The 19,493-nt window shown below is 70.4% G+C and carries 6 protein-coding genes; 1 reads left to right on the top strand and 5 read right to left on the bottom strand.

The genetic code is table 11. The features are described from left to right. Nucleotides 1-4: 4 nt before the first annotated feature. From AB0H50_RS25325 to AB0H50_RS25305, 5 genes are all read right to left on the bottom strand, one after another. Complete coding sequence (locus tag AB0H50_RS25325; protein WP_357457075.1) at nucleotides 5-13,696, bottom strand: amino acid adenylation domain-containing protein; 13,692 nt, start codon at nucleotides 13,694-13,696, stop codon at nucleotides 5-7. Between the two features lie 376 nt (nucleotides 13,697-14,072). Beyond that, nucleotides 14,073-15,788 carry an apolipoprotein N-acyltransferase gene (lnt, locus tag AB0H50_RS25320; protein ID WP_357457651.1) on the bottom strand — a complete coding sequence of 572 codons (1,716 nt, stop codon included), beginning with the start codon at nucleotides 15,786-15,788 and terminating at the stop codon, nucleotides 14,073-14,075. Between the two features lie 2 nt (nucleotides 15,789-15,790). Then, nucleotides 15,791-17,389 carry an amidohydrolase family protein gene (locus AB0H50_RS25315; protein ID WP_357457074.1) on the bottom strand — a complete coding sequence of 533 codons (1,599 nt, stop codon included), beginning with the start codon at nucleotides 17,387-17,389 and terminating at the stop codon, nucleotides 15,791-15,793. Nucleotides 17,390-17,444: 55 nt separating this feature from the next. Continuing rightward, a complete protein-coding gene (locus tag AB0H50_RS25310) occupies nucleotides 17,445-17,927 on the bottom strand; it encodes an FxsA family protein (RefSeq protein WP_357457072.1) in 483 nt (160 codons plus the stop codon). Nucleotides 17,928-18,010: 83 nt separating this feature from the next. Further along, entirely contained in the window at nucleotides 18,011-18,670 is a 660-nt protein-coding gene (locus AB0H50_RS25305) for a response regulator transcription factor (RefSeq protein WP_357457070.1), read from the bottom strand. A gap of 119 nt (nucleotides 18,671-18,789) precedes the next feature. Here AB0H50_RS25305 and AB0H50_RS25300 point away from each other — a divergent pair, with 119 nt between their 5' ends. Further along, a complete protein-coding gene (locus AB0H50_RS25300; RefSeq protein WP_357457068.1) occupies nucleotides 18,790-19,491 on the top strand; it encodes a DUF4132 domain-containing protein in 702 nt (233 codons plus the stop codon). The last annotated feature ends 2 nt before the right edge of the window (nucleotides 19,492-19,493 follow it).

The raw sequence follows: 19,493 nt of genomic DNA, 5'->3' as shown, positions 1-19,493 counted from the left end.
CTCACTACGCATCCTCCTTCGTTGTGCCCGCTTCACCCTCGAGATGCCGGTTCAGCACCGGTCCGATCACGGCGAGCGATTCGGGTGCGGTCATCGCCGAATGACGGCAGAACAGTTCGTGGTCGTGCACGGTGCCGGTGACGAACGGCTCCCACGCCGCGGCGCACCGGGTCGGATCGGACTGGTTGACCTCGTCGTCCGCGGCGGTGAAGAACAGCACGTCACCGTCGAAAGTGCGCGGCCGGAATCCGTGCGCCAGCACCGTGCCGTTGGCGTAACCCGCGTACAGCCGTTCCAGGTGCTCGATGGTGAGCGCCGAGAACGCACCGGGTCGCGAGCGCAGCAGTTCCGCCGCGTCGAGCAGGCTCATCGTTGGATCGAGGTCGTCGCCGTCGCCCACGTCGCTGCCGAACTCCGCGATGATCTCGGCGACGCCCGGGATGGCGTGTTCGAGCCATTGGTCGGAGAGCTGGTAGCTGTCCATCATCGCCAGCAGCGCCACCTCGTCGCCGGACTCCTGCAACCGCACCGCGATCTCGTGCGCGATGAGGCCGCCCAGCGACCAGCCCAGCAGGTGGTACGGGCCCTCGGCCTGCACCGACTTGATGTGGGCCACATAGTAATCCGCGGCCTCGCCGATGGAGGAGAAGCCGTCCTCCCCCGCGACGTGCGGCGACTGCAACCCGTACACCGGGCGATCGGGCGACAGGTGCGCGAGCAGGCCCGCGTAGCACCAGGACAACCCGATCGCCGGGTGCACGCAGAACAGCGGCGCCGACCGCCCCGCCGAGGTCGGCCGGATCGGTAGCACCGGCCCGAGCGCACCGGCCATGGCGGCCGCGGCGCCCTCGGAGCCGGTCAGCCGCGCGGCGATCGCGGCGGGTGTCGCCTCGCCGAACATCGCCTGCACCGGCAGGTCGATCCCCTCGGCACGCACCTGCGCGACGACCTTTGTGGCCAGCAGCGAGTTGCCGCCGAGTTCGAAGAAGGCGTCGTCGGCGCCCACCGTCTCCACGCCGAGCACCGACTCGAAGGCCGCGCACAACACCGCCTCGACGGGGTTGCTCGGCGGTCGGTAGCCGCCGGACGCGCTGAACACCGGCTCGGGCAGCGCCTGCCGGTCGAGCTTGCCGACCGGGCTCAGCGGCACCTCGTCGATGAGCATGATCGATTGCGGCACCATGTAATTCGGCACCAGCGCGGCCACGTGGTCGGTCAGCTCCCGCACGGTGACCTCGGTTCCGTTGCGCGGCTTCACGTACGACACCAGCGCCGTGCTGCCCGCCTGCGTGCGGTAGCCGACGGTGGTGGCGAACTCGACGGCGCGGTGGCGGAACAGCGCGCTGTCGATCTCGCCGAGCTCGATGCGGAAGCCGCGGACCTTGACCTGGTGGTCGGTGCGGCCGACGTACTCGATCTCGTGCTCGCCCTCCACGGCGCCGGACCACCAGCGCACCAGGTCGCCGGTGCGGTACGTGCGCTCGCCCGGCTTGCCGTACGGGTTGGCGACGAACCGCTGCGCGGTCAGTCCTGCGCGGTTCAGGTAGCCGCGGGCCAGCGCGGTGCCCGCCAGGTGCAGCTCTCCGGTGACGCCGACCGGCGACGGGTGCAGCCTGTGGTCGAGGACGGTCGCGGCGACGCCGCGGATCGGGCCGCCGATGGTGATCGGACCGCCCGGCTCCATGGGCTGCGACATCACCGTGACGATGGTGGTCTCGGTCGGGCCGTACACGTTGTACAGGTTGCGGCCCGGCGCCCAACGGGTGACCAGATCGGGCGGCAGCGCCTCGCCGCCGACGAGCACGTGCGCCAGATCGGTGACGCCCGTCGGGTCGACGGTGCCGAGCGCGGAGGTCGTGATGAAGGCGTGGGTGATCTCCTCCTCGATGAACACCTCCGCCAGTTCCGCGCCGCCGACCACACCGGACGGCGTGATCACCAGCGTCGCCGCGCCGCCGAGGGCGAGCAGCAGGTCGAGCATCGCGGCGTCGAAGCTCGGCGTCGCGAAATGCAGGACTCGGCTGCCGGGATGGACGTCGAAACGCTCCGCGGTCTCGGCCGCGAAGTTGGACAGGCCGCCGTGGGTCACCACGACGCCCTTCGGGGTGCCGGTGGAGCCGGAGGTGTAGATCACGTACGCGGGGTTGTCCACCCGCAGCGGACACACCCGCTCCTCCTGCACGATCGCGTTGTCCGATTCCGCGAGCACGCTCGCGCGGAAGTCCGGGTCGTCCAGCACGATCCACTCTATGTCGTCGGGCAGTTCCGCGCGGTATTCGGCGAGCGTGATGCCCAGTGCCGCACCGGAATCGGTGAGCATGTGGGTGATCCGCCCGGACGGGTAGAGCGGATCCACCGGCACGAACGCCGCGCCGGCCTTGGCGACCGCGAGCACCGACGCGACCGACTCGACCGAACGCGGAATCCCCAGCGCCACCAGTGTTTCCGGTCCGACGCCGCGGCCGATGAGCACGCGTGTCAGCCGGTTGGTCCAGCGATCCAGCGCGTCGTAGGTCACGTGGGTGCCGTCGGAGCGCAGCGCCACCGCCGTGCGGTCGACGTTCGCCGCGGCCTCGAAGACCTCGGGGAAGACGATCGGACGGTCGGCCTCGATACCGCGCACCGGAGCAAGACCGGTCCACTCCTCGGGGTCGAGCAGCTCCAGATCGCCCACGGCCGTGGTCGGCATCGCGGCGATCGCCGCGAGCAGTCGCGTCAGCCGCTTGCCGAGTCCGTGCGCGGTCCGTTCGTCGAACAGATCGCTGGCGTAGTTCACCGCGAGGGTGATGCCTGCGGGCTCGCGCTGTGCGGTCTGCTCCTCGGTGAGGGTGAACTGCAAGTCGAACTTGGCGATCCCGGTGTCGCCGTCCTCGGCCTCGATGTGCAGCCCAGGCAGTTCCAGCGTCCGGATCGGGCGGTTCCGCACCGAGAGCATGACCTGGAAGAGCGGGTGGTGCGACTGCGAGCGAGCCGGGTTGAGCACCTCGACGAGCCGTTCGAACGGCAGGTCGGCGTGGGCGAACGCGTCGAGGTCGGTGTCGCGCACGCTGTGCAGCAGGTCGGTGAACCGCGCGTCGGGATCGATCCGGGTGCGCAGCACCAGCGTGTTCACGAACATGCCGATCATCCGGTCGAGGGCCGGGTGGCCGCGACCGGCGATCGCCGTGCCCACCGCGATGTCGTCGGTGGCCGTCATCCGGTGCAGCAGCACCGCGAGTGCGGCGTGCAGCACCATGAACATGCTGACGTTGTTGGTGGTGGCCACGGTATGCAGTTCCCGGTGGGTGACCGCGTCGATCGCGCATTCCACCGTGCCGCCGCGATAGGACGGCACCGGCGGCCGCGGCCGGTCCGCGGGCACGTTCAGCAGCTCGGGAACACCGTCCAGCGTGGTACGCCAGTAGTCGAGCTGGTGGCGCAGCACGGAGCCGGGATCGTTCTCGTCGCCGAGCCTATCCCGCTGCCACAGTGTGTAATCCGCGTACTGCAAGGTCAGCTCGTCCCAGTCCGGCTGCTGCCCGGCGCAGGCGGCGCGGTAGGCCGTGGCCACGTCGGCGGCCAGTGGCTCCAGCGACCAGCCGTCCATGGCGATGTGATGCACGACCAGCACCAGGACGTTGTCGCTCGAGGCGGCGGGCGGCGCCACGCCGTCCGGATCGGGTTCGTCCGACACCGTGATCAGCGCCGCGCGCAGCGGCACGTTCTCGCCGAGATCGAATCCCGGTTCGGCGAAACGCCGCACCGCGTCGTCGACGCCGTCCGGGGCGACGGTCGCGACGAACAGGGTCACCGCGGCGTCGGTTTCGTCGAGGACGACCTGGGCCGGTTCGCCGTCCACCTCGGGGAACACCGTGCGCAGCGACTCGTGCCTGGCCTGCACCGCGTGCAGCGCGTGCACCAGCGCGTCGACGTCGAGCCTGCCGCGCATCCGCAGCACGACCGGAATGTTGTAGGCGCCCGCGCTGCGGTCCGGCCCGTCGGCGGCCGCGCCGACCTCGTTGAACCGGTTCAGGAACCACAGCCGATGCTGGGCCGCGGAGAGCGGAATCCGATCGGGCCGTTCGCGCCGCACCGGCTCGGGTCGCGCGGCCGTTCCCGCGGGCCCGGAGTCGAGCATGGCGGCGAGCTCGGCGACGGTCGGCGCGGCGAAGACGCCGCGCACCTCCAGCCGGTGGTTGGTCGCCGCCTCCAGCCGGGCCACGAGCTGGGTTGCCAGCAGCGAGTTTCCGCCGATCTCGAAGAAGCTGTCGGTCGCGCTGATCGTCTCCGCGCCGACCAGCTCGGCCATCACCGCGGCCACCACCTTCTCGGACTCGGTCTCCGGCGCGCGTCCTTCGGATACAGCGGTGAACTCCGGCTCCGGCAGCGCCTCGGTGTCGAGCTTGCCCACCGGGGTGAGCGGAATCCGGTCCAGCACCGTGATGCTCACCGGAACCATGTGCGCGGGAAGCTGTTGCGCCACGTGCTCGCGCACCGCGTCGACGTCCACGCCCGCCCGCTCGTCGGACGGCTGAACGAAGGAGACGATTCGGTCCGCGCCCGCGATGTGCCTGACCTCGGTGTGCGCGAATCGCACGCTGGGATGCGCGCCCAGCGCCGCGGTGATCTCACCGAGCTCGATCCGGAATCCGCGGACCTTCACCTGGTGGTCGCTGCGGCTGAGGTACACCAGCTTGTGGTCGGCGCTCCACCGCACCACGTCACCCGTGCGGTACATGCGCTCCCCCGGGGGGCCCAACGGGTCGGCCACGAACCGCGCGGCGGTCAGGCCGAAACGCTCGAAATAGCCTCGCGACACACCGAATCCGCCGAGGTACAGTTCGCCGGGCACGCCGACGGGGACCGGCCGCAGCCGATCGTCGAGCACTGTGGCCCGCGCGCCGCGCACCAGCGTGCCGATGGTGATCGGCGCGCCGACGGCCACCTCGCCCCCGGTGACGACAACAGTGGTCTCGGTCGGACCGTACACGTTCGACATCAGCCGTCCCGGCGCCCACCGGTCGACCAGTTCCGGTCCCCAGGTCTCGCCGCCGATCATCAACGAGCGCAGGTGCGGCAGCGGCCAGCGTTCGTAGTCGATGGTGGCCAGCGCCGCGGGGGTCATGAAGGTGTGGCTGACTCGCTCGCGGTCCATGAGCTCGGCGAGCTCGTCGCCGCCGTAGATGTCCGGCGGGCAGATCACCATGGTCGCGCCGGAACCCACCGCGAGCAGCAGGTCGAGCACGGCGGCGTCGAAGCTGGGCGAGGAGAAGTGCAGCGTCCGCGCGTCCGCGTCGACCCGCATCCGTTCCCTGAGCTCGTCGGCGAAGTTCGACACTCCGCCATGGGTGACCGCGACGCCCTTCGGCTTACCGGTCGAGCCCGAGGTGTAGATGATGTAGGCGAGCTCGGTCAGCGGCACGGTACGTAGCCGCTCGCCGTCCTCGATCGGGCCGTCGTCCGAGTGATCCAGCTCCGCGATCAGGGCCGGGTCGTCGAGCAGCAGCCAGGTGGTCGACACTGCGCCATGGGTCGACGCCGTGTCATCGGTCGGCACCGCGCCGTCGGTCGCCGCACGCAGCCGTTCGGCGTGCGTGGACGCCGTGACGCCGACCTCGCAGCCGGAGTCGGTCAGCATGTGCCGGACACGGTCGATCGGATAGTTCGGGTCCACCGGCACAAAGGCGGCGCCGGACTTGGCGACCGCGAGCACGGTGAGCACCGACTCGATCGAACGGGTCAGGCCGAGCGCGACCCGATCGCCCGCGCCGAGGCCGCGCGCGATGAGGGCACGGGCCAGGCGGTTCGAGCGCCGGTCGAGTTCGGCGTAGGTCAGCGAGATATCGCCGGAGCGAACTGCTTCGCGCCGCGCATTCCGCCTTGCCGTGGCGGTGAAGTAGTCCGCCAAGGTGAGCTGCGGTGTGGTCGCCCCGCCGGTCGCCGGGCCGAGCAGCCTGCGCTCGGTCTCGGTGCGCGCATCGATCTCGCGCACCGGCATGTGCGGGTCCGCGGTGACCGCGTCCAGCACGCGCAGGAAACGATCGACCAGCGTCTCGACCGTCGCGTCGTCGAAAAGCTCTGCTGCGTAGATGAATTCGAAGGCTCGTGCGCCGTCGTCGCGGGTCGCGACCCGCAGTTCCAGTTCGAACTTCGCGCGCGCGATGTCGAGTTCCTCGGCGCTCAGCGCCAGCGCGGGCAACTCCAGGGTCGGCGCGGGGCCGTCCTGAACGGTCAGCGCCACCTGGATCAGCGGGCGGTTCGCCCCGACCCCCGTGACGCTGCCCAGCGCCTCGACGACTCGCTCGAACGGCACGTCGGCGTTGGCCATCGCACTCAGTTCGGTGTCGCGGTCGGCGCGCAGCTGGGCGGTGAACGGCCGGTCCGGATCCACGTCCGAGCGCAGCATCATGGTGTTCACGAACATGCCGACCAGCTCGTCGAGCTTGGTGTCGGTGCGTCCGGCGACCGGCGTGCCGATGACGATGTCGCGTTCGCCGGTGACGAACCGCAGCAGCACGGCCAGCGCCGAGCGCAGCACCATGAACAGGCTGACACCCTGCGCACGCGCGAGTTCGGCCAGCGCGCGCTGCACCGGCTCCGGCACGGTGAACCGCACGGTGCCCGCCTGCTGTGTGGGATCGAGGGGCCGCGGCCGGTCATACGGCAGCGGCAGCTCGGCGGGCAGCTCGGCCAGCTCGTCGCGCCAGTAGGCCAGCTGCGCGGCCGCAGCGCTGTCCGGGTCGTTCTCGTCGCCGAGGCAAGCCCGCTGCCACAGCCCGAAGTCGGCGTACTGCACCGGAAGCGGCGTCCAGTCCGGCACCAGGCCGTCGCGGCGCGCCGCGTAGGCCACCGCGAGGTCGCGGGTCAGCGGGCCGAGCGACCAGCCGTCGGCCGCGATGTGGTGCAGCACGATGCCGAGCTGATAGCTCTGGGCACCGGTGCGCAGCAACGCGATTCGCAGCGGCGTGTCCCTGGTCAGGTCGAAGCCGCCGCGCGCGAGCACGCGCAACGCGTCCTTCGCCGCCGCCTCGTCTACCGCGATCGGCTCCACCGAGGGCAGCGCCCTGCCGATCGGCAGCACCAACTGCTGGGCGCCGCCGCTGTCCTCCGGGTACACGGTGCGCAGCACCTCGTGCCGCTCCACCAGGTCGGTGAGGGCAGCGCGCAGCGCCGCCACGTCCAGATCGCCGTCGATTCGAATGACGAATGCGATGTTGTAGGCGCTGGATTCGGGCGAGAATCGATTGAGGAACCACAGTCGCTGCTGCGGCAGCGACAGCGGGATGCGTCCCGGACGCGGGGTGTGAACAGCCAGCGGCACCCGTTGCGTCCGGGGCGCTTCCGCTATCCGGAGCGCGACCGCGGCGACCGTCGGCTCCTCGAACAGCGTCCGCACCGGCAGGTCGACACCGAACTCCGCGTGCAGCGCGGCGGCCAACCGAGTGGCGAGCAGCGACGTGCCGCCGATGTCGAAGAAGCTGTCCTCGGCGCCCTCGACCGGATGCCCGAGCACCGTGCCGAACAAGCCTGCCACCCGGATCTCGGCCTCGGTGCGCGGCGCCCTGGACGGACCCGCGGCCGCGAACACCGGCTGCGGCAAGGCCTTTCGATCGAGCTTGCCGGTCGGCGCGACGGGCAGTTCGTCGAGCACCATCACCGAGGCGGGCACCATGTAGCCGGGCAGCCGCTGCCGCGCGGTCTCGAGGATCGCGGCCTGCGTGACGGACGCGGCGTCCTGCTCCGCCGTCACATACGACACCAGCCGCGGGTCGCCGTGCTCGCCGGTGTGCACGATCGTCAGCGCGAAACTCACCCCGGGGTGCGCGCGCAACGCGTGGTCGATCTCGCTGAGCTCGATGCGGAAGCCGCGGATCTTGATCTGGTCGTCGGCCCTGCCGAGGAAGCGCAGGCGCCCGGCGTGGTCGGCTACCACCAGATCGCCGGTGCGGTACATCCTTTCACCGCGCCTGCCGTGCGGATTCGCCGGGAAGCGTTGCGCCGTCAGGCTGTAACGCCCCAGGTAGCCGCGGGCCAAGCCGGGGCCGGAAAGGTACAGCTCGCCCGGTGTGCCCGGCGGGACCGGGCGCAGGCGCGCGTCCAGCACGAACAGGCGCATACCGCGCACCGGCATGCCGAGCGGCACAGGGCTTCCTGCCGTCATCGGGCCGGACGCGGTGGCGGCGACGGTGGCCTCGGACGGTCCGTACATGTTGTGCATGCGGTGCCGCGCCGACCAGGTCGTCACGAGTTCCTCGGAGCACGCCTCGCCACCGACGATCACGGCCTCGAGCTCGTCGAGTCCCTCGTCCGGTACGGTGGCCAGCGCGGCGGGAGTGATGAACGCGTGCGTGACGTGTTCGGAGCGCAGCAGATCCGCCAGCTCGGCGCCGCCGTACATGCCCGCGGGCGCGATCACGATGGTCGCGCCCGCCGCGAAGCCGAGCAGCAGCTCCAGCACCGAGGCGTCGAAGCTGGGTGACGAGAAGTGCAGTGTGCGTGCGGAATCCGTGACGCCGAACAGATGTGTCTGCTCGCTGGCCAGCGACGCGATGCCCGCGTGGGTCACCACGACGGCCTTCGGTATGCCGGTGGAACCCGAGGTGTAGATCAGGTACGCCGGGTGGCTGGTCCGTAGCGGGTGGTGCCGGTCGACGTCGGTGATCGGCGCGACGGACTGATCGGCGCATTCGTCGGCCAGTTCTGTCGAGCCGAGCACCAGCCAGTCGACGTACGACTTGCGGTGCCGCCCGCGCGACGCGGGCCATTCCGGCATGGCAGCCAAGCACTCCGGGATGGTCAGGCCGAGAATCGCGCCGGAGTCGGCGATCATGTGCCCGATCCGCTCGGCCGGGTAGCCCGGATCGATGGGCACATACGCCGCACCGGTTTTCGCGACTGCCCAGATGGCGGCGATCGAGTCCAGGCTGCGCGGCAGCGCGACGGCCACCACGACCTCGGGCCCGGCGCCGTGCTCGATCAGCACGCGCGCCAAGCGGTTCGACCTCTCGTCGAGCTCGCGGTAGGTGGTGTCCTCCCCGAGGTAGCGCACCGCGACGGCGTCTGGCAGCCGTTCGGCGGTGGCGGTGAGCAAGCGGGCCAGCGAGATCTGGGGCTCGGCGGGCGCCGCGGCGATCGGCACCAGGTTGGCCGATTCCTTGCGGTCGAGGATGTCGATGTCGCCGACCGGCATCTCCGGCGCCGCGACCGCCGCGGTGAGCAGCGCGACGAACCGCCGCGTGAACCACTCCACCGTGCGCTCGTCGAAAACATCGGTGGCGTAGCGGAATTCGGCGGTGAGCGGTCCCTCGCCGAAACTGTCGTGCACCTCGAGTTGCAGGTCGAATTTGGCGACGTCGGACGCGAGCGGCAGTACTCGCGCCGTCACGTTCGGCAGATCGATGGCGAGCTCCGGCGTGCCGTCGTAGGAGAGCATCACCTGGAACAGCGGATGCCGTGCGGCCGTCCGCTCCGGGTTGACCAACTCGACCAGCCGCTCGAACGGCACGTCGGCGTTGGCGAACGCGTTGAGGTCGGTCTCGCGCGTCACGTCGAGCATCCGGTCGAAGCCCGCCGCCGGATCGACCTCCGTGCGCAGCACCAAGGTGTTCACGAACATGCCGACGAGGTTGTCGAGCGCCGGATCGGAACGCCCGGCGATCGGGGTGCCGACGGCGATGTCGGTGCTCGAGCACAGCCGGGCCAGCAGGGTCGCCAGCGCCGCGTGCAGCACCATGAACATGCTGACGCCCCGGCTTGCGGCGAGTTCCGCTGCGGCACGGCGGGTTTCGGCGGAGATCGTGAAGGCGACCCGGCCGCCGGAGGTGGAGCGACGCATCGGACGCGGGCGGTCGAGCGGCAGGTCGAGCTGATCGGGCAGTCCGGTCAGCGCCGAGCGCCAGTAGGTCAGCTGACGGCTCAGCGCACTGGCCGGATCGTCCTCGTCACCGAGCAGTTCGCGCTGCCAGAGAGCGAAATCGGCGTACTGCACCGGCAGCGGAGTCCACTGCGGGGCGACGCCGTCGACCCGCGCCGCCACCGCGGTCATCAGGTCGTTGGCCAGCGGTGTCACCGACCAGCCGTCACCGCAGATGTGATGCAGCACGATCAGGAACACGTGCTGCTGCGGGCCGGTCTGCCAGAGCGCGACCCGGATCGGGGCCTGGCTGCGCAGATCGAAGCCGTACCCGGCGAACTCGGTGGCCAGCTCGGTGATTTCGGCGCCGATGGCGTCGATCGGGTCCAGGGTGAGCGGGATGTCCGCGGCGGGATGGATCAGCTGATACGGACCTGCGGCGCTCTCCGGAAAAGTGGTGCGCAGGCTCTCATGGCGCTCGATCACGTCGACCAGGCCTGCGCGCAGCGCCGCGTGGTCGAGCGGTCCGTCGAGGCGCACCGCCAGCGGCATGTTGTAGGCGGCGGCGTGCTCGGCGAAGCGATTCAGGATCCACAGGCGCTGCTGCGCCAGCGACAGCGGAATCCGTTCCGGCCGTTCGGCGGGAACGAGCCGCGGCGAGCTGGTGTCCGGGGTGTGCGAGGCGAATCGCTGGGTGAGCGCGGCGACCGTGGAGGCCTCGAACAGGTCCCTGATGGTCAGCGCCGTGCCGAGCGCGACGTTGATCCGGGCCACGGCGCGCGCGGCGACCAGCGAGTTGCCGCCGAGATCGAAGAAGCCGTCCTCCAGCCCGACCGCCTCGATGTCGAGCACCTCGCTGAATATCGCGGCGAGCGCCCGCTCCACCTCGGTGCGCGGCGCGGCGGTGACCGGCATCGTCCGCGCGACGAGGGTCGGCATCGGCAGCGCCTTGCGGTCGATCTTGCCGTTGGCGCTGAGCGGCAGTTCGTCGAGCTCGATCAGCGCCGCGGGCACCATGTAGGCGGGCAGCGTGCGCCGCAGCGAGGCCAGCAGTGTCGTGGTGTCGAGGCGTTCGAAGTCGGCGCCCTGCGACGCGACGACGTAGGCCACCAGTTCGTCGCCGGCGCGTCCCGCGTGCGCGACGCAGACCGCCCGCGCGACGCGATCGTCGTCGAGCAGCGCGGCCTCGATCTCGCCGAGCTCGATCCGCAGGCCGCGGATCTTCACCTGGAAGTCGGTGCGACCCAGGTACTCCAGCACGCCGCGGCCGTCCGCCGTCGGCCGCAGCTGCCAGCGCGCGAGATCGCCGGTGCGGTACATGCGCGCCCCTGGCGTGAACGGGTTGGCAACGAAGCGGTCGGCGGTCAGCCGCGGCTGTCTGAGGTAGCCGCGCGCCAGCTGCGCGCCTGCCAGGTACAGCTCGCCGACGACACCGGGCGGCACCGGCCGCAGCTGCGGGTCCAGCACGTAGGTCTGGGTGTTCCAGACCGGCGAGCCGATCGGCACCGTCTCCGGCTCCTCCGGGCACGGCCAGTAGGTGACGTCGACGGCGGCCTCGGTGGGTCCGTACAGGTTGTGCAGCCGGGTTCCGCGCAGCACCCCGTGGAAGTCGCGAACGGTCGCGGCGGGCAACGCCTCGCCGCTGCAGAACACCCTGCGCAGGCTGACGCACTGACGCACATCGGTGTCGGTGACGAACACCGACAGCATGGACGGCACGAAATGCACTGTCGTGATGCGCTTTTCGGCGATGACGCGGGAGAGGTAGGCGGGATCACGGTGACCGTCCGGCGTCGCGACCACCAGCCGTGCACCGATCTGCAAGGGCCAGAAGAATTCCCAGACCGAGACGTCGAAGGTGGCAGGCGTCTTCTGCAGCACCGCATCGGTGTGATCGAGCGGGTATTCGTGCTGCATCCAGCGCAGCCGGTTCACGATCGCCGCGTGAGATACCCCGACGCCCTTGGGCCTTCCGGTGGATCCCGAAGTGAAGATGACGTAGGCGAGGTGCTCGGGGCGCAACGGCGCCCTGCGGTCGGCGTCCGTCACCGGCGCGGCGTCGAAACGGGAGAGGTCGATGGTGTCCAGCGTCAGCACCGGGGTGTGCGGCGGCAGTGCCAGCCCATCGCGCTCGGCGCCGATCAGGCACACGGGTTCGGCCTGGGTGAGGATGCCGCCGATACGATCGGCCGGGTGATCGGGGTCGAGCGGCAGATACGCCGCGCCCGCCTTGACGATCGCGTACATGCCGACCACCAGCTCGATGCTGCGCCGCAGGCAGAGACCGACCACCGTGTCCGGGCCCGCGCCGCGGGCGATCAGCAACCGTGCCAATCGGTTGGCCTGTTCGTCGAGTTCGCGGTAAGTCAGCGCGCGTCCCTCGAACTCGACCGCCGTCGCCTCCGGGGAGATCGCGACTCGGTCGGCGAACAGCCCGGCCAGCGTGTCGTCCCGGACCGGAGCCTCGGTGGCGTTCCAGTCGCGCAGCACGAGTTCGCGTTCGGTGTCGGTGATGGCGCACAGTGACGCCGCCGCGGTCTCCGGCTCGGACTCGAGGAACTCGCCTAGGAAGTCGAGGAAACGAGCGTGGTGCATGGCGACCTCGGTGTCGCCGTACAGCCGCGGGTTGGCCTCGAAGTCGACGTGGATGTGGTCGGCTTCGCCGTTGTAGAGGTTGATCGAGAGGTCTTCCACCGGTCCCGTGGCGAGCACGTGCAGCGAGCCGGTCAGATCGCCGAACTTCAGCTCGTTGTGGAAAAGCATGATGTTGACCATCGGTCCGAAGAACCCGCGCGCGTCCCTGGAGTAGCCGCAGTCGCGCCGGATGTCGTCGTGCCGGTAGCGCTGGTGGCGCAGTGCGCCGGTGATCTGCAGCTCCGTCGAGCGCACCACGTCACCGACGGTGGTGTCGGCGTCGAAGCGAAGGCGGATGGGCACCACGTTCGACAGCACACCCGCCGAACGACGCAGCGCGACGGTGGTTCGCGCCGCGACGGGCAAGCTGAGCACCACGTCCGAATCGCCGGTCACCGAGCGCACGTAGCACGCCAGGGCCGCCACGAACAGCGTCGAGTTGGACGTGTGGAACGCCGCGGTCGCGGACGTCATGGCGGCGTCGGCGCGGTCGTCGAGCATGCCCATGGCCAGGCGTCTGCCCGGATCGGGGGTGGAGGTGGTGACCGCGACATGGGACAGGCTCAGCGGCCCGCCCGCGTCCGCGAGCTGCTCGCGCCAGTAGTCGCGGTCGGTGCGGAATCGACTCGACTCGCGATAGGCCGACTCGTCAGCGTAGATCTGCGCCAGCCCGGTTGCGCGCGAGACCGACGGCTCCGTGTGGTTCTGCACGGCGGTGTAGATCTCGGCCGTCCGGGTCAGCGCGTTCATCGCGCCGTAGCCGTCTATGACGATGTGATGTCCGCGCGAGTACCAGAAGTACTCGGACTCGCCGACGCGCAGCACCACGTTGGTTGTGAGCGGATCACGTTCCGGATCGATGGGAGAGCTGGCGTGCTCGGTCATCCAGCGCAGTGCGGCAGCGCGCGGATCGGGCTCGCCGCGCATGTCGATGCGACCCCAGCCGGGACGGCGGGACCAGTCGACCACCTGGTGCGGAACACCGTCGATCTCCGCCAGCCGTACGTGCCCAACCTCGGTCTCGGCACCGAAACGCTCGATCGCGTAGAGCAGGCACCCTACGTCGAGGTCCCCGTGGATCTCGACGTACTGGGCGATCGTCAACGGTACGTCGGGCCGAATCCGCTGGGCATACCACAGGGCCGTCTGCGCTGGGGAGAGAGCGAAGGGTTGTGCCGAAAATTCGCCCGAAGTGCATTGGTCGACGGGATCGGTGGCCAATGAACTCATTAATCACTCCGTTCTGCCGCAACTGACGCAAGTCCCCGACCCCCCTACGGCGGGCACGCATCGCGAGCCGTAGGACGTGTGATCCACGCCCTATGATTCGGAGCACTTCAGATGCCGGATGGCCGACGTATTGGATTTGTTTCACATCGAACGACGTTGGCAGAACGTCCTTTTCACCAGCTAAATTTTCGCAAACTCGCAGGTCGGGCAGCGTCGCGGACCGCAAACACCGAGGTCCGATGGCAGGCGCCGCGGACAGGATCGACCTCGCGAGTCGCGTCAGCAAACAGCGCGCAACATCACGAACAGGCTACGGAGGCCGCGCCTGCCCCGGAAAAGACCGGATGTTCGGTTGTCGGTGAGATCGTTATCCAGGTCAGCCGACCGATTGGTCGACCGAAAAGCACTGGTCGGTCGCGTAGACAGACCGCGACCTCCGCCGGCGGGACCATGCAACAACGACGGCGGCAGCGGTCAGGATAGCGGAGACCCATTCCGGTGTGGCGCCGATTCGGGTAGCCAACGTGGTGCTGCTGCGCAACGGCAGGTCCGCGACGAGGGCCGCGGGCACGAACAGATCGGTCTGCTGCGGCACCGCTCCGTCGGCGGTGACGATCGCGCTGACACCGGAGGTCGCCGCGACCACCAGCGCTCTGCCGTGCTCCACCGCACGCACCCGGGACATGGCCAGCTGCTGGTAGGTCATCTCGCTGTCGCCGAAGGTCGCGTTGTTGGTGGGCACGGTGAGCAGCTGCGCTCCGGCCCGCATCGAATCACGGAAGGCCCGGTCGAAGGCGACCTCGTAACAGGTCGCCACGCCGATGTCGACGCCGTCGGCGCGCACCGTGCCGTCGCCGTTGCCGGGCACGAAATAGCCTGCCCGGTCGGCATATTCGGAGAACAGCCGGAAGAAGGATCGCATCGGCAGGTACTCGCCGAACGGCTGGATGATCTTCTTGTCGTGCCGGTCCCCCGGCCCCGCGGCGCCGTTCCACACCATCACCGAATTCGTCGTGGTGCGATCGCCGTTCACCAGCACGGCGCCCACCAGGATCGGCGCGTGGATCGCCTCGAAGGCGCGCGTGATGACCGCCGCGGCGTCGGCGTTGCGCAGCGGATCGATGTCGGAGGAATTCTCCGGCCAGATCACCACATCCGGCTGCCGCACCCGCCCCGCGGCGACGTCGTCGGCCAGCTGCTCGGTGCGCCGGACGTGGTTGTCCAGCACCGCTCGTCGCTGCGCGTTGAAGTCGAGGCCGAGCCGCGGCACGCTGCCCTGAATCGCGGCGACCGTGATCGTCCGGTCACCGTCCTCGGGGGCGGGCAGCGCGGACCGGAGCACCACTCCGGCGACCGGCATGATAGCCAAAGTCGCTGCCGCGGTGACAATTCCGGTCCTCGAGGCGAGGACCGCCCGGGATCTCTCCGACCCGATGCGCGCGGCATCGTCCGCCGAGTTCCGCTCGCCCGCAGCGGACTTCGCCTCATCATCGGAAGCGTCCGGCTCCAGCGCGCCCGCCGAGCGCGTCATGGCCAGCCGTTCGACCAGCGCCGCCAGCCCGGTGCCCGTGAGCGCCACCGCGAAGCCGATCAGCGGCGCGCCACCGACCGTGGCCAGTGACAGGAACCAGCCGTCCGCCTGCCCGAAAGCCAGCCGCCCCCAGGGAAATCCGCCGAACGGAAAGCTCGACCGCACCCATTCCGTCGTCACCCAGGCCAGCGCCACCCACAGCGGCCATCCGGGCAGCCGCCCGATCAGGTTGGTCAGCAGGCCGAACAATCCGAGGTACACCGCGCACGCGGTGGACAACGCCAGCCACGGCGCGGGCCCGACGTAGATTCCCGTCCACGGCAGCAGCGGCACGAAAAAGCCGAGCCCCGCGAGCATTCCGTAGCCGAAGCCGCCGCGCAGGCCGCCCGCGCCGCGGACCGTCGCGGTGAGCACGGCGATGCCGACCGGCGCGAGGAACCAGAACGGCCGCGGCGGAAAGCTGCCGAAGAGAAGCAGTCCCGCGACCAGCGCGGCCACGGCGCGCGCCGCCACACCGCGGAGGTTTTCCGGTGCCACGCGGGTGCGCACGAGGCCGGGCATCGTCATGCCTCGAACAGGGTGACGCCGCGGTGCACGGTGCGCAGGCACCGGGGCAACGCCGAATCCGGTTCCAGCGGAGGCAGTCCCGGTACCCGCGAGCGCGGGTCGGTGGACCAGCGCTGCACGGAGTCGGCGGCCGCCGCGACGACGAGTTCGTCGGCCTCCCAGATCGCGTACGAGGCGGGCGCGCCCGGCACGAGGGTGCCCGCGACGCCGTCGCGCACGCCGCCCGCGCGCCAAGCCCCGCGCGTGGCGGCCGCGAAGGCCGCGCGCGGCGAGATGCCGTGGCCCGGCGTCCGATGGTCGACGGCGGCACGCACGGCCTGCCACGGATTCAGCGCGGTCACCGGCGCGTCCGAGCCGATGGCCAGCGACACACCGGCGGCGGCCATGGCCGCGAACGGATTCAGCGCGGCGGCACGCTCGGCGCCGAGCCGGGCCGCGTACATGCCGTCCCGGCCACCCCATGTCGCGTCGAAAACCGGTTGGACACTGGCGATCACGCCCCACGAGGCGAGCTTGCCGATCTGCTCGGCGTCCACCATCTCGGCGTGCTCGACGCGGTGTCCGCGTGCCGCGACGGCCGGGCCGCCGAGCTCGTCGGCGACCCGCTGGAAGCCGGCAACCACCGCGTCCATGGCCGCGTCGCCGATGACGTGGAAGCCCGCCTGAATGCCCGCCGCGGTGCACGCTCGCAGGTGCGCGGCGATGGCGTCGATGTCCAGATATCCGGTACCCGTCCCGGGCGTGTCGGCGTACGGTTCGCGCAGCCAGGCGGTGCGCGAACCGAGCGATCCGTCCACGAACAGGTCGCCGCCGAGCGCGTGCACGCCGAGTTCGGCGACCAAGGCCTTGGCTTCCTCGGCACTGGTCACGGCCTCGCCCCAGTAGGCGCGGACCTCGACACCGTGCTCGAATTCCAGCAGTTCACGCACGTCGTCGCGGCCCGCGATGTCGGGTCCCGAGCATTCGTGCACCGCCGCGATGCCGCGGGCGGCCGCCGCGTCCAGCGCCGCACGGCGCGCCTCGTCCCGGCGCGCGCGGTCCAGACCGCCCAGCACCGCGGCGCGCACGAGATGGTGCGCCGCGCCGCGCAGCGGTTCGCCCCTGGTGAACCCGGCCGCCGAGGTCACCTCGGGCACCGCGTTCAGCAGCGCCGAGGACACCGCCGCCGAATGGGCGTCCACCCTGGCCAGATACACCTGGCGGCCGGGCCCAGCCGCCGCATCGATCTCCTCGATCGTCGGCGGGCGACCCTCCGGCCAGCGGGTCTCGTCCCAGCCGTCGCCGAGGATCGCGCCGTCCGGGCGGGCGGCGGCGTGTTCGCGCACCGCCGCGAGGCAGTCGGCCAGCGACCGCGTGCCCGACAGGTCGAGTCCGGTGAGTTTCAGGCCGAGCGCCGTCACGTGCACGTGCGGCTCGACGAACGCGGGCGCGACGAACGCGCCGTCCAAGTCGATGACCTCGGCGTCCGGGTGCAGCGCGCGGCCGGGCCGTTCGGCGCCGAGCCACACCACCGTGCCGTCGCTGACCGCCATCGCGGTCGCGTCCGGTGAACTAGAGCTGTAGAAACGACCGCCGATCAGCAACTGGGTACCCACGGGTCACCAGTCTGCCGTATGCCGGATTCGGTCGATCACCGTGGACGGCCCACCGTCAGGCCGGGCCGACCGCCCGGCGGGCGTTGCCCTGACCGTCGTCGTACCACTGCTGCACGACGACGCCGTCGATCACCTCGTCGCCGTCGATGACGACGCCTCGGTACTGCGCGCGGCTCAGCAGGCGGCCGAAGCGGCGAGCGGCGAGCGCGGTGACAATGGGACGCACCAGCATCCTGGTCGGCGGCAGCAGCAACAGCAGCCCGAACAGCGAGGTCACCAGGCCGGGCACGAACATCAGCACTCCGCCCGTCGCGACCAGCGCGCCGTCGGCGACGGCGGTGCCGGGAGCGATCTCGCCGCGTCCGGCGCGGCGGAACTGGTCGAACACCCGCCGCCCCTGGGAGCCGATCAACAGCATGCCCGCCGCGGAGCCCGCGATGAGCAGCAGGATGGTGGGCATCGCGCCGATCAGCTGACCGACGGCGAACAGCGCGGCGATCTCGACGACCACGTAGAGCACGAACAGCAGGGCGGGCATGGCGTTCCTTCCGGACGATCTACCCCTACCAACGCCCGCGGGCGCTGTTTTTCTCCCACGCGCTGCTGATAGCTCGCTGAGATTCAGCCGCCGGGCCGCACCAGCCCGGTCTCGTAGGCGAGCACCACGGCCTGCACGCGGTCGCGCAGGCCGAGCTTGGTGAGCACCCGGCCGACGTGCGTCTTCACGGTGGCTTCCGAGAGATAGAGCTGTGCGGCGATCTCGGCGTTGGAACGGCCGGCGGCGATCTGCTCGAGCACCTCGCGTTCGCGCGCGGTGAGCACATCGAGTACCGACGGGTCGCGCATGCCGGTGGGATCGTCGGCGATGAGCCGGTCCAGCAGCCGCTTGGTGACCTTCGGCGAGACCACCGCGTCGCCCGCGGCCACACTGCGGATGGCCGAGACGAGGTCCTCCGGCGGAGTGTCCTTGAGCAGGAAGCCGCTTGCGCCGGCACGCAGCGCGCCGAGCGCGTGTTCGTCCAGGTCGAAGGTGGTCATCACCAGGACACGGCAGCCGTCGCCCGCCTCCACGATGCGGCCGGTGGCGGTCACACCGTCGACCACCGGCATGCGGACATCCATCAGCACCACGTCGGGGCGCAGTTCCTTGGCCTTGCTGACGGCCACGGCGCCGTTCTCGGCCTCCCCTATCACCTCGATGTCCGGGTGCGCGCCGAGCACCATCTTCAGGCCCATACGCATCAATTGTTGGTCGTCGACTACGAGAACAGTGATCGGCACGGATCCAATCTAGCGGTGCCGGGCGACAATTCGGTTACCGCCTCCGCGCGTCTCGCGGAGTTGTCGGCGCGCGCCGATAGGCTCTGACGTTCTCGGTAATCGACTCTCGTGGTGGGGAGATGTGCGAACAGATTCGGCTTCTGGAGGTCGCGATGATCCAGCAACGCACCTGGACCGGCGGTCAGCATCGGGTTGCTGTCCTCGATCATCCGTTCCTGCGCCATCCGGCGCGACGGCTGGTCTGGCTGGGGTTCGACGAGCGGGCCAACCCGGAGGTGTTTTTCCGTGTCGCGGCGGACGGCACCGCGACCGATCGCGACGGACGGGCGATCGGCGTCGACTCGGCCCGCATCGCGGTAGCCCATCCGCTCCAGCTAGCGGGCGAGCTACCGCACTGGGTCAGTCATTTCACGGATCACGAACTGCGCCAACCCTTTCCGCAACTGGACAGGGAGGTGCGCGCGCTGACCGAGCGGGAGCGGACGGCGACCTCGCTGGAACGCTTCGCGCACCGCATGGTGCCCACCTCCGCGTTGCTGCGTCTGGAGGAATTCGGCTGGCGCCGCGGCGCGCCGATCGACGGGGTGCACGATCACCTCTACCGCCCGGTCGACGGCGACCTGCAAGTGCTGCTGCACCTGGACGACGGCATCGCCGTCGAGGAGTCCGAGCCGGAGGGCGAGCAGGTCATCGAGGCGGTCGAGCTGAGCTCGCGGCCCGTGTCACCGTGGTGGCGCCGGTGCGGCGACACCGCCTTCGGCGCGCTGAACCCGATCACCGCGAGCGAGGTATTGCGCGAGCTGGCGGCGGTCTTCGAATGACG

The organism is Nocardia sp. NPDC050793 (genome assembly GCF_040654065.1).
In the GTDB taxonomy this organism is placed as follows: Bacteria; Actinomycetota; Actinomycetes; order Mycobacteriales; family Mycobacteriaceae; genus Nocardia.
This window is presented reverse-complemented; position numbering and strand designations above follow the sequence as displayed.

Bases quoted from the DNA above. Each gene is read 5' to 3' on its own strand.
- AB0H50_RS25325 (WP_357457075.1), bottom strand. From the start codon at position 13,696: ATGAGTTCATTGGCCACCGATCCCGTCGACCAATGCACTTCGGGCGAA.
- AB0H50_RS25300 (WP_357457068.1), top strand. From the start codon at position 18,790: ATGTGCGAACAGATTCGGCTTCTGGAGGTCGCGATGATCCAGCAACGC.
- lnt (WP_357457651.1), bottom strand. From the start codon at position 15,788: ATGCCCGGCCTCGTGCGCACCCGCGTGGCACCGGAAAACCTCCGCGGT.
- AB0H50_RS25310 (WP_357457072.1), bottom strand. From the start codon at position 17,927: ATGCCCGCCCTGCTGTTCGTGCTCTACGTGGTCGTCGAGATCGCCGCG.